This window comes from Actinoplanes subtropicus (assembly GCF_000721705.1).
In the GTDB taxonomy this organism is placed as follows: domain Bacteria; phylum Actinomycetota; class Actinomycetes; order Mycobacteriales; family Micromonosporaceae; genus Actinoplanes; species Actinoplanes subtropicus.
Genome location: NZ_JOJL01000013.1, coordinates 44,738 through 56,712, shown reverse-complemented (window position 1 = coordinate 56,712; position 11,975 = coordinate 44,738). Strand labels below are relative to the sequence as shown.

Sequence of the window (11,975 nt, the reverse complement as noted above, 5' to 3'; positions counted from 1 at the left end):
GACGATCGTACGCATCGGAACGGGCGCCGGGGATCACCGCAGGAACCGGGCGATGATCTCCCCGCTCCTACCGGCTTTGTCGTAGCCGCCGTCTTTGTCCGGGGCCAACCGTCAGCCGGGCGTTCCGCGCTGGCGCTCGCGCCGGCGCTGGGTGACCCGCCGGACGTGGTCGGCGTCGTCGGTGACACCGGCGATGCGCTCGGCGAGCGCGGCGTGCCGCGGCGTCAGGTATTCCTGGGCGTCGCTGAGCAGGGGGAGCAGGGTGGCCGGGTCGCTGCCGCCGAGGGCCCGGTGCAGCCGGTCGAGGCTGGCCTGCGCCTGTGGGCCGAGGTCGGTCAGCGCGGTGACCTGGCCGGCGAGCTGCCGCAGGTCGGCGCCGTTGTCCCGGGCCCAGCCGGTGACCGCCCGGGTGCCGGCGCGGCGGTCGCGCTCGGCGGTCACACGCTGGTCGGCGGTGGCGGCCGCGTCGTCCTGCGCGCCGCGGCGGATCCGCAGGTAGCGGCGCTCGGCCGCCTGGCGGCTGGTGACCCCGATCGCGGGGGCCAGCTCGGCCCAGCTGGCCCCGGCGGCCCGCGCGGTGGCGATCAGCTTTGGCTCCCAGGCGTCGAGATGGTCGCGCAGGTGGCGCAGCGCGATCAGCGCGGCGAGCGCCGCCTGGGCCGACTCGTCGCCGGTCGCGGTCAGGATCAGGGCGAGCGCGAGCTGCGCCTCATGGGGGTTCGGATCCGGCACGCTCAACTCCGTCGTCTTTCGAATGACATTCCACTTGTCGTCGTTCCGATGACATGCTACAACGGTGGGTGAGCGCATTGACACCCCGGTTGTCAGAGATCTTGGAGGTGGAATCGATGTTGGTGCGCACTGACCCGTTCCGGGAGCTCGACCGGTGGACCCGGCAGATCCTCGGCGACTCCCAGCCCGGTACCTGGTCGCGGCCGGTCGCGATGCCGCTGGATGCGTACCGTACCGGCGACGAGTTCATCGTGGCGTTCGACCTGCCCGGCGTGACCCCGGACAGCATCGATGTCGACATCGAGCGCAACGTGCTGACGGTCAAGGCCGAGCGGCGGCCGCTCGATCTGGGCGACGACGCGCAGATGCAGGCGTCCGAGCGACCGCTGGGCGTGTTCTCCCGCCAGCTGATCCTCTCCGACGTGCTCGACAGCGAGCGCATCCAGGCCGGCTACGACAACGGTGTGCTGGTCCTACGCATCCCGGTGCTGGAAAAGGCCAAGCCCCGCAAGGTGAATGTCGCGGTCAACGCCGGCGACCAGGCGGCGATCGACGCCTGACCGATGGCACTGAGGGCCCCGGCGGTTCGCCGGGGCCCTCAGCGGTAGATCGCCCGCTGGGCCGCGGCGATCGCGGTCCGGTAGGCCTGGCCGGTCAGGCCGCGGTCGCGGACCAGGGCGGCGCGGGCCGCGTTGCCGCCCGGCGCGCCGTGCACGCCGCCGCCGGGATGGGCCGACGAACTGGCGAGGAAGAGCCGGTCGACCGGGGTGTCCGGCCGGCCCAGTCCCGGCGTCGGGCGGAGGAAGAGCTGCTGGAACGCGGCCGACGTGCCGCCGCCGAGCGCGCCGCCGGACAGCGACGGGTCGGCGTCCTCGAGGTCGGCCGGCGCCATCACGCTGCGGGCGAGCACGGCCTTGCCGAAGCCGGGCGCGTGCCGCTCCACGGTCGCCTCCATCCGTTCGACGTGCGCGGCGATCTCGTCGGCCGGCCAGCTCGATCGCCGGGGCAGGTGGGTGTACGCCCACGCCGACTCGGTGCCGGCCGGCGAGCGGGTCGGGTCCGCGGTGGTCATCTGGCCGAACAGCAGGAACGGCTGCGGCGGTGTCTCGCCGAGCGCCAGGTGCGTTGAGTACCGGGTCAGCCCGTCGAGATCGGCGCCGAGGTGCACGGTCCCCGCGCCGGCGGCGGCCGGGTCGCGCCAGGGGATCTTCGAGCCGATCGCCCAGTCGATCTTCAGGGTGGCGCCGTCCCACCGGAAGTGCTCCAGGTCCTCGACCAGCCGGGAGGGCAGCCGCCGCGCCCCGACCAGGTCGAGGAAGAGCGCCGGCGCGGGCACGTCGGCGACGACCGCGCGGCGGGCTCGGTGGTCGGTTCCGCCGGCCGTCCGTACGCCGAGGGCCCGGCCGTGGGCGATCAGGATCCGCTCGGCGGGCGACTTGTACAAGACCTGGCCACCGCGCGACTCCAAACGGCGTACGAGTGCGTCGGTGATCTGTTGCGCCCCGCCGCGGGGGACCGGCCATCCGATCTCCTGGCCCAGCATGGCGAGCAGCCAGCCGTACACGCCGCTGCCGGCCTGCTCGGGCGACAGGTCGGTGTGCAGCGCGCAGCCGGCGAAGGCCAGGGGCGCGCCCTCTCCCCGGAACCATTCCCGGCCCAGCTGGCGGGCCGGCAGGACCAGCCGGCGGCCGAAGCGCAGGGCGCCGGCCGTACCCAGTCCGCGCAGCAGGCGCAGTCCGTCGCGGACCGGCGGGAACGGGGTGAGCAGGGCGTCCATCAGGGGTCGGGACAGCGCGGCCCACTCCCGGTAGACCGCCCTCCAGCGCTCGCCGTCGCCCGGCGCGAACCGCTCCATCGAGGCCATCGTCGTCTCGAGGTCGCGGCTGACCGTGGCGGCCCGGCCGTCCGGCAGCAGGTGCGCGAAGACGGCGGGCGCGTGCTGCCATTCGATCGGCAGGTCCAAAGAGCGCAAGACCGGGGAGGCGTACGCGAGCGGGTAGAAGGCGCTGAAGAGATCGCTGAGATAGCCGGGCGCCGTGATGTGGCCCGAGCGGACCGCGCCGCCGGGGTGGGCGGTCGCCTCCAGCACGACGACGGACCAGCCGGCGTCGGCGAGCAGGTTCGCGGCGACCAGGCCGTTGTGGCCGGCCCCGATGACGACCGCGTCGGATGCGGTCATCGCCGGGTGGTCGGGGAATTCTCGGCGAGTTCGCCCAGCCGGCGCAGCGCCTCGGTGTTGCGGCCATGCAGCGCCAGATCGTTGATCTTGTTCTTGGCCCAGTGCAGCGGTCCGGCGTGGAAGTCCTCGTACATGGTCACCCGGGTGTTGTCGCCGTCCACCGGTGCTAGCTCGAGGTGGACCGTCGCCTCGCCGAGCGGCCAGAGGCCGGCGCGCAGGGTGAGCGAGCGGCCCGGGTCGGCGGCGACCACGGTCGAGGCGTCCTTGAGCGAGAGCGGCCACGGGCCGATCTTGTGGTGCAGCTTCGAGCCGACCGCGGGCCAGGACGCGTCGACGTCGCGGATGTGTGCCGTGCCCACGACCCAGTCGCTGTAGGTCCAGCCGTCGGCCAGGATCGCGTACACCTGCTCGGCGGGGGCCCGGATCGTGCGGCTCACGGTTGCCATGACCGGCGGATACCCGCGTGGGGCCGCGGCTAACGCGTACGTAGATGTTCGTGCCCTGGTTTTGCTTGATCAGTAAGAAATGCCCGGTGAAAAATTGTTACGGCCTGCCGTGGGCGACCTTGAGCTGCATTCATGTCGATCGATCGGGCCGGTGCCGCCACGTCTCGGATTGAGCCCGTGGGAGCGCTCCCGTAACATGCCTGTCGCGAATGCCTGATTCACCGGAAACGATTCCCGCGGCAGGAGAACAGGGTGATGGCCAGATTTAGCAGGGTCAATGTCGGACTGGTGTCGGCCACGGTGGTGGCGCTGGCGTCGGGGGCGGTCGCCGTGGCGTTGCCGGCCGACGCCGCGACGGCGGGCTGCTCGGTGAGCTACGCCGTGTCGTCGCAGTGGCAGGGCGGGTTCGGCGCCAACGTGACGATCACGAACCTCGGCGATCCGCTGACCGGCTGGACGCTGACCTGGTCGTTCGGCGCGGGGCAGACGGTGACGCAGGCGTGGAACACGACGCTCACCCAGTCCGGCGCGGCGGTGACCGCGAAGAACGTCAGCTACAACGGCGCGGTGGCGACCAACGGCACGGTGTCGTTCGGCTTCAACGGGTCGTGGACCGGCAGCAACCCGGCGCCGACCGCGTTCGCCGTCAACGGCGTGGCCTGCACCGGCGGCACGACCCCGACGACGCCGCCGACCACCACGCCCACCACGCCCCCGACGACGCCGCCCACCACACCGCCGACCACTCCGCCCACCTCGGCGCCGCCCGGCAACTGCACGCTCCCGTCGACCTACCACTGGACGTCGACCGGCCCGCTGGCCACCCCGAAGTCCGGCTTTGTCTCGGTCAAGGACTTCTCCAGCGTCGTCTACAACGGCAAGCACCTGGTCTACGCCTCGGACGTCAACACCGGCGGGTCGTACGGCTCGATGAACTTCGGTCTCTTCACGAACTGGTCCGACATGGCCTCGGCCAGCCAGAACACGATGACGACCGCCGGGGTCGCGCCCACGCTGTTCTACTTCGCCCCGAAGAACATCTGGGTGCTGGCCTCGCAGTGGGGCTCGTCCCCGTTCCTGTACCGGACGTCGAGCGACCCGACGAACGCGAACGGGTGGTCGGCGCAGCAGGCGCTCTTCACCGGAAGCGTTTCCGACGCGCCGTACGGCCCGATCGACCAGACGCTGATCGGCGACAGCACGACCATGTACCTGTTCTTCGCCGGGGACAACGGCAAGATCTACCGGGCCAGCATGCCGATCGGGAACTTCCCGAGCAGCTTCGGCTCGAACTACACGACGGTCATGAGTGACACGTCGGCCAACCTGTTCGAGGCGGTTCAGGTCTACAAGGTCCAGGGGCAGAACCAGTACCTCATGATCGTCGAGGCGCAGGGGTCGAGGGGCCGCTACTTCCGCTCCTTCACGGCCAGCAGCCTGGGCGGCACGTGGACCCCGCAGGCGGCGTCCGAGAGCAACCCGTTCGCCGGCAAGGCCAACAGCGGGGCGAGCTGGACCAACGACATCAGCCACGGCGACCTGGTCCGCACCAACCCGGACCAGACGATGACCGTCGACCCGTGCCACCTGCAGTTCCTCTACCAGGGCAAGGACCCCAACGCGGGCGGCGACTACAACCTGCTGCCCTGGCGCCCGGGAGTGCTGACGCTGTCATGAAGAAGCGGATCGGTGCGGCCCTTGCGGCGGCCGCCCTCATCGCAGCCGCGATCCTCACACCCGGAACGGCCGGAGCGGAATCGAACGGAGGCGTACGCGTGATGCCGCTCGGCGACTCGATCACCGACGGGCTCACCGTGCCCGGCGGCTACCGGATCGACCTGTGGCAGAAGTTCGTCGCCGGCGGCTACACGGTGGACTTCGTCGGCTCGCTCGCCAACGGGCCGGCCAGTCTCGGTGACCACGATCACGAGGGGCACTCCGGCTGGACGATCGCCCAGATCGACGCCAACGTGGTCGGCTGGCTGCGGGCCTACACCCCGCACACCATCCTGTTGCACATCGGCACCAACGACATGTACGGAAGCGACCCGGCCGGCGCCCCGGCGCGGCTGTCCACGCTGATCGACCACATCACCGCCGAGGCGCCGCAGGCGGAGCTGTTCGTGGCCACCATCATCCCGCTGTCCTGCTGCGACGCGACGGTACGCGGTTTCGATGCGCAGATCCCCGCCATCGTGACGAGCAAGGCCAACGCCGGGAAGCATGTCCACCTCGTGGAGATGTACAGTGCGCTGACAACCGCCGACCTGGCGGACGGCGTCCACCCGAACGCGGGTGGGTACAGCAAGATGGCAACCGTCTGGTACAACGCCTTGCGCTCGGTACCCGGCAGCCTCGGCACCGGCGGTACGCCGACCACCCCGCCGACCACGCCGCCGACTCCGACCACTTCGCCAACCCCGAGTACGTCGCCCAGCGGGCCGGCCGGCGTCTGCACTGCCGGCTATCAGGTGACCAACAGTTGGGGCACCGGATTCCAGGCCGAGGTCACGGTGCGGGCCGGCAGCTCGCCGGTCAACGGCTGGACCGTCCGGATGACGCTGGCCGGCGGGCAGACCATCACCAACCTGTGGAACGGGGTGAACACCGGCACCAGCGGCGCGATCAGCGTGCGGAACGCCTCGTACAACGGCAGCGTCGCGGCCGGCGGCACGACCACGTTCGGATTCGTCGCCAACGGCAACGGCGGCAGCATCCCGACCGGGATCGGCTGCACCAGCCCCTGACCGACGGAAAGTTTCTCCGAGGCCGGGCGGATCCCCTTTCCGCCCGGCCTCGAACACATTGACGCTTGTCGACGGGCGGCGTAGCTTCAGGACGAAAGTTTCTGGCTGCCTCGGGGAACCGGCAGCATGCGGTGGGCGAGGGCGCGATCCGCAACTACCTCATCTCCGGCCGTGGGCCGCGCAGCTGCCCGACTCGTTCGAGACCGTCGCCCAGTACCAGGGCAAGACCTACAACGCGCTCTTCGGGCTGAACGGGATCGGCGCCGTCCACAACGACGACGCGATGAAGAAGGCCGGCCTCACCGCGCCCGGCACCTGGACCGACCTGCTCGCCTTCTGCAAGGCGGCCGCGGCCAAGGGCACCCCGGCGTACGCGCTGGGCATTCAGGACAACTGGGTCACCCAGCTGGTGCTGTACGCGCTGGTCGCCACCACGGTCTTCGGCCCGGACAAGGACTTCGCCACCAAGATGGCCGACGGCCAGGCCACCTTCGCGAACTCGCCGTGGACCACCGCGATGGCCAAGTACCAGGAGATGAGCAAGGCCGGCTGCTTCCAGAAGAACCCGCTGGGCACCAGTTACGAGGCCGGCCAGACGCTCGCCGCCGCCGGCAGGACGCTCGGCATCGTGCAGGGCAACTGGGTGATCAGCCTGCTGAAGGGCAAGAACGCGAGCGGGCACTTCACGATGAAGGCGCTGCCGGCCACCGACGACCCGGCCGGGTTCCTGATGCCGGCCGCCGCGGGCGCCGGTTACGGAGTGAACGCCAAGGCGAAGAACAAGGACCTGGCGCTGAAGTTCATCACGTTCGTGATGTCGCCGGAGGGCATGAAGACCTTCAACGAGGCGCAGGGCAGCCTGCCCACCCTGGCCGGCGCCGGCACCCCGGTCGACCCGGGCCTGGCCGAACTGACCACGTACGTGAAGGACAACAAGACCGTGCCGTTCATGGACCAGCTGTGGCCCAACGCCAAGGTCCAGCAGACCATGCTCAGCGGCCTGCAGGAGATCTTCAGCAACCAGTCCACCCCGGACAAAGGTCCTCTCCGCCACGGACCAGGACTACAAGGCCAGCTCCTGACCTCGCGTCCCGGGCGCCCCCGCAGCGGGGCCGCCCGGGACGCGGCCCGAAACTTTCTGGATAGGAGCCGGACGGTTTCTCGCCGAGGCGTCTCGGACTTCGACTCTGGTCAATCAGTTGGCGCGTGCTTCGGGCGGGGGTACGCGGTAGGGTGCGGCTGAAACTTTCCCGCGCGGCCGGAGGGAGTCGCCTTGCCCGCCACCGACCCGGATGATCCGTCGCGGCCGGTCACCATCTCCTACATCGCGCAGACCGCCGGGGTGTCGGTCCCGACCGTCTCCAAGGTGATCAACGGGCGGCCCGGCGTGGCGGCCGACACCCGCGCCCGCGTCGAGGCGCTGATCAACGCGTACGGCTATCGCAAGTCCTCCTCGCCCAGCCGCAGCAATCTGATGGAGCTCGTCTTCCCGGCGGTCGAGAGCCTGTGGGGCGTCGAGATCATCCGCGGCGTCCAGCGCGCGGCCCGCCAGCACCAGCTGGGGCTGGTGCTGACCGAGTTCGGCCCGGACGGCAGCTCGATCCGGTACTGGATCGACGACACGCTCACCCGCCGCCCGGCCTGCGTGGTGAACGTCGCCCAGCTGACCGAGCAGGAACGAGAACTGTTGCGGGCCAAGGACATCCCGTTCGTGGTCTTCGACCCCACCCACGAGCTGGACGACGACGTCGCCTTCGTCGGGGCGACGAACTGGGCCGGCGGCCGCTCGGCCACCCGGCACCTGATCCAGCTCGGGCACCGCCGGATCGCGATGATCAGCGGGCCCGACCAGGTGCTGCTCTTCCGGGCCCGGTTCGACGGCTACCGCTCCGCGATGGAGGGTGCCGGCCTGCCGGTGGAGCCGGCCCTGGTGGCCCGCGCCGAGATGAGCCAGGAGGACGGCCACGCGGCGGCCCGGCGGCTGCTGGCGCGGCCCGACCGGCCGACCGCGATCTTCGCCGGCAACGACCTGGTCGCGTTCGGCGTCTACCAGGCGGCCCGGGAGGCCGGGCTGCGCATCCCCGCCGACCTGAGCGTGGTCGGCTTCGACGACCTGCCGGTGACGGCGCTGATGGACCCGCCGCTGACCACCGTCCACCAGCCGCTGGCCGAGATGGCGGTGGCGGCCACCGAGATGGCCCTGGCCCTGGGCCGCGGCGAACGGCTGGCCCAGGTCGGCGTCGAGCTGGCAACCACCTTGACCGTACGGGGGAGCACCGCCCGCCCGCCGGCGTGACTCGCTGGCCGGCGAGCACGAGGTGCGTGCCGCCGTCAGCGGGTCGGCTCGGTGAGCGCGTCGCGCAGCGTGGCCAGGGCGCGCTCGCAGTACTCCTGAACCGGCCCCGGCTGGCCGGCCTGGACCCAGGCGGCCAGGCCGACGCGGACGGCGTCGCCGACGGCGACGGTGACCACGCGGGCACGGAGCTCGGCATCCGGACCGGCCGGGCGGCGCGCCAGCAGAGCCTGGACGATGGCCTCCTGGTCGCGCCAGACGAGCTGGAAGGCGCGGGCCTGCAGGGCGGGCGTGGTCTGGATCAGCTGGTATCCGCGGCGCGCCCGGTCGGGCCGGCGGGCGGTGAGCGCGGCGATCAGCGTCCGCGCGACGAAGCCGGCGTCGGTCTCGCCGGGGCGCTCCTCGGCCAGCGCGGCCCGCACCGCCGCCTCGGTCCGCGGGTCGAGGACCAGCACGTCCTCCTTGGCGGGGAAGTGCCGGTAGAAGGTGCGCGGGGAGACCTCGGCCGCGGCGGCGATCTCCTCGACCGGGACCGCGTCGTAGCCCCTCTCCTCGAACAGGGCCAGCGCGGCGTCGATGATCGCCTCCATGGTGCGGCGGCGGCGCCGCTCGCGCAGGCCGGTCCCGTCGCCGGCGTCGGAAGTGCTCATGCTCCGATCGTACGCTATCTGGCAGTTATGTCTTTTGGCAGTGTTGCCAAGTGGCAGAACTGTCAATAAGCTCCGGGGCATGTCTCTGGACACCTTTGACCTGGCCGCGATCGAGGGCTTCACCCGCGAGTTCGAGCAGCTCTTCTACGGCGACGGCGCCGGCACGATGACGGAGTACTACACCGCCGACGCGCAGATCATGGCGGACGGCATGCGCCCCATCCGTGGCCATGCCGCGATCGGCGAGTTCTGGCGTACGGCGATCGCCCGCGCCACCGCGGCCGGCGCCCGCCGGACGATCGAGATGCACGAGTGGTCGTCCTCGGGCGATCTGGGTTACGTGCTGTGCACCGTCACCGTCGACCTCGGTGCCACCGCGGTCGCCGTCTGGGACGCGACGATCTGGCGCCGCGACGACGACGGCCGGTGGCGGATCGCCGTGGACATCTCGACCCCGCTCCCAGCGCAAGCCTGACTTCTTTGCCGGATCGGCTGCGCCCGGCAGGGCCGCCGGTGAGGGTGAAGTGTGTGGGAGTTGGCTGGAGGTGGCAGGCCCGGTGGCGCTTCCTGGCGGCGCCGCTGGTGATCTGGCTGGTGCTGACCAGCGGGGGCGCCACGGCTCTGCGGTGGGCCCAGCAGCGCGGCCGCGCCGGGCTGATGCAGCGGTTCGAGGTACGGCTGGACCTGCTGGGCGACTTCGTCGGCAGCTACGTCGCGGATCTGATCGACCGGGAGCGGGCGCAGGCCGTGGCGCTGCTGGCCGACCCGGTGGTGACCCAGCGGGACTTCGCCCGGTCGGTGGCCGGCTTCGGCTACCCGGCCGCCGTGCTGCTCGACTCCCGGGGCCGGCTGCTGCACGCGGTGCCCGCCGACGCGTCGCAGACCGGCCAGGACCTGACCGGCCGGTACCCGCATCTGCGGACGGCGGTCCTCCAGGGCCGCCCGGCGGTGTCGCAGGTGGTGCCCTCGGTCGTCCGGCGGGAGCCGGTCGTCGCGTTCGCGGTGCCGTACGAGACGACGTCGGGCCGCCGGGTCTTCTCCGGCGCCGTCGCCATCACGCACAGCCCGCTGTCGTCGTACCTGGCCAGCGCCTGGAGCCTGGTCGGCATCCGGGTCCAGCTGGCCGACACCGGCGGCGCGATCGCGGCCAGCAACGGCGCCGTCGACAGCGCCCGGCCGTTGCTGGCCGACGGCGACCCGGACCTGGCACGCGCCCTGGCCCGCCGGGCCGTCGGCCGCTACCGGGCCGGCGGGCGCTGGTGGCGGTACGCCTCGCTACCGATCCCGGGCGTGCCGTGGCGGCTGTCCGCGACCGTGCCCGAGGACGTCCTGTTCGCCTCCGTGCACGGCAACGAAACCGCGGGCCGGGTGGCGGTGGCCACCGCGGCCGGCGTCGGACTGCTGGTCGTCGCGGCGGCCGCCCGCTCCCGGCGGCACCGCTGCGAACTGCTCGCCAGCGAACAGCGGTTCCGCAAGGTGTTCGACCACTCCCGGATCGGGATGATCATCAGCAACCCGCGAGGCACCTTCATCCGGGTCAACCCCGCCTTCGGCCGGATGCTGGGCCGGCCGCCGGACGAGTTGGTCGGCATGCACTTCGCCGACATCACGCACCCCGACGACGCCGAGGCCGGCCTGGACATCCTCGCCGACTGCCTGTCCGGCCGGCTGGAGAGCTTCGAGCTGGAGAAACGCTACCGGCACGCCGACGGGCACACCGTCGAGGTGGTCGTGACCAGCGCGATGCTGCGCGACGAGAGCGGCCGGCCGCAGTTCTTCGCCACCCAGATCGTCGACATGACCGAGCGGCACGCCCTGGAACGCGCCCGCGACCGGCAGCAGGCGGAGCTCGCCGAACACGCCGACCAGCTGGAGCGCACCAACGCGCAGATGGCCGACTTCATCGCGATGCTCAGCCACGACGTACGGCAGCCGCTGACCGGCGTCGTCGCCCGCGGCGACCTGCTGCTGGAGGAATGGCCGGAACTGCCCGAGACCGAACGGATCCGGTACGTGCGGCAGATGACCGCCGCCGGTCACCGCGCCGACCACCTGGTGGGCGAGATCCTGATGCTCGCCCAGCTGGACGCCGGCGCGATCGTGGCCCGGCCCCGCCGGGTCGACGTGCCGCACGCCGTACTGGAGGCCGTCGCCGGCCACGGCCCGAGCCCCGATCACCCGATCGGCGTGCTGGCGCCGGACCGGACGATCGCCTTCGCCGACCCGGCCCACCTGCGGCTCATCCTCGGTAACCTGCTGGGCAACGCGCTGAAGTACGGCGCCCCGCCGGTGACCGTCAGCGTGGTCAACCGCCCCGCCCACGTGGAGATCCACGTCGCCGACAGCGGCGAGGGCGTACCCGACGAGTTCGTACCCCACCTGTTCGAACGCTTCACCCGCGCCGACTCCGGCGTCGCCCTCACGAAGGCCGGCACCGGCATCGGCCTCTACCTGGTCCGCCAACTGGCCGACGCGGGCGGCATCTCGATCACCTACCGGGCGACCAGCCCGCACGGGGCCACCTTCGTGCTGACCCTGCCCCAGGCCGCCCACCCCGGCGCCGCTGTCGAGACCCGCCCACTGAACGCCCGGGGCGCCTGAACGGGCAGCTCCGGTGTGGCCACCCCCAGCGCCGCCGCCAGGGCGATGGTCCGGCGGGGGGTCGAGCACTGACGGTCCAGGTTGATCCGGCCGCTCCGCGCCGCGACCGAGTGGATCGTGAAATCCGGGACGCTGAGCGCGGTCAGGCGCCCGCCGTGACAGGCATCGGTGTCGAGGCCGAAGACCCGGCCGTCGAGGATCATCGGCGCCGGCCCGACCACGTGGTGGCCGACCGCGACCGGCTTGGCGTCGGTCGAGCAACTCGGCCAACTCGTCGAAGCACCCATGGACATCCCCGACGACGACGGTGCGACTCAGGGGAAGGTC

At 71.8% G+C, this 11,975-nt stretch carries 12 protein-coding genes; 7 read left to right on the top strand and 5 right to left on the bottom strand.

Going from position 1 to position 11,975, the window contains the following annotated elements; translation table 11 throughout:
- Window positions 1–111 precede the first annotated feature (111 nt).
- Entirely contained in the window at window positions 112–732 is a 621-nt protein-coding gene (locus tag IH26_RS0119065) for a hypothetical protein (protein WP_211268688.1), read from the bottom strand.
- Window positions 733–848: 116 nt separating this feature from the next.
- Here IH26_RS0119065 and IH26_RS0119060 point away from each other — a divergent pair, with 116 nt between their 5' ends.
- Entirely contained in the window at window positions 849–1,292 is a 444-nt protein-coding gene (locus tag IH26_RS0119060) for an Hsp20/alpha crystallin family protein (RefSeq protein WP_030437566.1), read from the top strand.
- 38 nt (window positions 1,293–1,330) lie between these two features.
- On the opposite strand, the gene IH26_RS0119055 is transcribed toward IH26_RS0119060, so the two are convergent.
- The gene (locus IH26_RS0119055) at window positions 1,331–2,911 is read right to left on the bottom strand and encodes a phytoene desaturase family protein (RefSeq protein ID WP_030437565.1); all 1,581 of its coding nucleotides are present in this window, start codon (window positions 2,909–2,911) and stop codon (window positions 1,331–1,333) included.
- Complete coding sequence (locus IH26_RS0119050) at window positions 2,908–3,357, bottom strand: SRPBCC family protein (RefSeq protein ID WP_030437564.1); 450 nt, start codon at window positions 3,355–3,357, stop codon at window positions 2,908–2,910. Before IH26_RS0119050 ends, IH26_RS0119055 begins: the two co-directional genes overlap by 4 nt.
- Window positions 3,358–3,612: 255 nt before the next feature.
- Between IH26_RS0119050 and IH26_RS0119045 the strand changes: the two genes are divergently transcribed.
- The 4 genes from IH26_RS0119045 to IH26_RS0119030 are packed head-to-tail and all read left to right on the top strand — an operon-like array spanning window position 3,613 to window position 8,400.
- Entirely contained in the window at window positions 3,613–5,034 is a 1,422-nt protein-coding gene (locus tag IH26_RS0119045) for a non-reducing end alpha-L-arabinofuranosidase family hydrolase (RefSeq protein WP_030437563.1), read from the top strand.
- A complete protein-coding gene (locus IH26_RS0119040) occupies window positions 5,031–6,104 on the top strand; it encodes a cellulose binding domain-containing protein (protein WP_030437562.1) in 1,074 nt (357 codons plus the stop codon). The genes IH26_RS0119045 and IH26_RS0119040 overlap by 4 nt, the downstream gene beginning before the upstream one ends.
- A gap of 58 nt (window positions 6,105–6,162) precedes the next feature.
- Window positions 6,163–7,347 carry an extracellular solute-binding protein gene (locus tag IH26_RS53680; protein ID WP_245665299.1) on the top strand — a complete coding sequence of 395 codons (1,185 nt, stop codon included), beginning with the start codon at window positions 6,163–6,165 and terminating at the stop codon, window positions 7,345–7,347.
- Between the two features lie 30 nt (window positions 7,348–7,377).
- Entirely contained in the window at window positions 7,378–8,400 is a 1,023-nt protein-coding gene (locus IH26_RS0119030) for a LacI family DNA-binding transcriptional regulator (protein WP_030437561.1), read from the top strand.
- A gap of 35 nt (window positions 8,401–8,435) precedes the next feature.
- Here IH26_RS0119030 and IH26_RS55935 read toward each other — a convergent pair whose 3' ends face one another.
- Window positions 8,436–9,047, bottom strand: coding sequence for a TetR/AcrR family transcriptional regulator (locus tag IH26_RS55935; protein WP_051808280.1), 612 nt, complete (start codon window positions 9,045–9,047; stop codon window positions 8,436–8,438).
- A 79-nt stretch (window positions 9,048–9,126) separates the two neighbouring features.
- Here IH26_RS55935 and IH26_RS0119020 point away from each other — a divergent pair, with 79 nt between their 5' ends.
- Complete coding sequence (locus tag IH26_RS0119020) at window positions 9,127–9,522, top strand: YybH family protein (RefSeq protein ID WP_030437559.1); 396 nt, start codon at window positions 9,127–9,129, stop codon at window positions 9,520–9,522.
- A 53-nt stretch (window positions 9,523–9,575) separates the two neighbouring features.
- Complete coding sequence (locus IH26_RS0119015; RefSeq protein ID WP_030437558.1) at window positions 9,576–11,648, top strand: sensor histidine kinase; 2,073 nt, start codon at window positions 9,576–9,578, stop codon at window positions 11,646–11,648.
- On the opposite strand, the gene IH26_RS58000 is transcribed toward IH26_RS0119015, so the two are convergent.
- A complete protein-coding gene (locus tag IH26_RS58000; protein ID WP_157437261.1) occupies window positions 11,540–11,935 on the bottom strand; it encodes a hypothetical protein in 396 nt (131 codons plus the stop codon). The genes IH26_RS0119015 and IH26_RS58000 overlap by 109 nt on opposite strands.
- Window positions 11,936–11,975 lie beyond the last annotated feature (40 nt).

Coding starts and splice junctions, on each gene's coding strand:
- IH26_RS0119045 (WP_030437563.1), top strand. CDS start 3,613: ATGGCCAGATTTAGCAGGGTCAATGTCGGACTGGTGTCGGCCACGGTG.
- IH26_RS0119050 (WP_030437564.1), bottom strand. CDS start 3,357: ATGGCAACCGTGAGCCGCACGATCCGGGCCCCCGCCGAGCAGGTGTAC.
- IH26_RS58000 (WP_157437261.1), bottom strand. CDS start 11,935: ATGGGTGCTTCGACGAGTTGGCCGAGTTGCTCGACCGACGCCAAGCCG.
- IH26_RS55935 (WP_051808280.1), bottom strand. CDS start 9,047: ATGAGCACTTCCGACGCCGGCGACGGGACCGGCCTGCGCGAGCGGCGC.
- IH26_RS0119055 (WP_030437565.1), bottom strand. CDS start 2,911: ATGACCGCATCCGACGCGGTCGTCATCGGGGCCGGCCACAACGGCCTG.
- IH26_RS0119060 (WP_030437566.1), top strand. CDS start 849: ATGTTGGTGCGCACTGACCCGTTCCGGGAGCTCGACCGGTGGACCCGG.
- IH26_RS0119040 (WP_030437562.1), top strand. CDS start 5,031: ATGAAGAAGCGGATCGGTGCGGCCCTTGCGGCGGCCGCCCTCATCGCA.
- IH26_RS0119020 (WP_030437559.1), top strand. CDS start 9,127: ATGTCTCTGGACACCTTTGACCTGGCCGCGATCGAGGGCTTCACCCGC.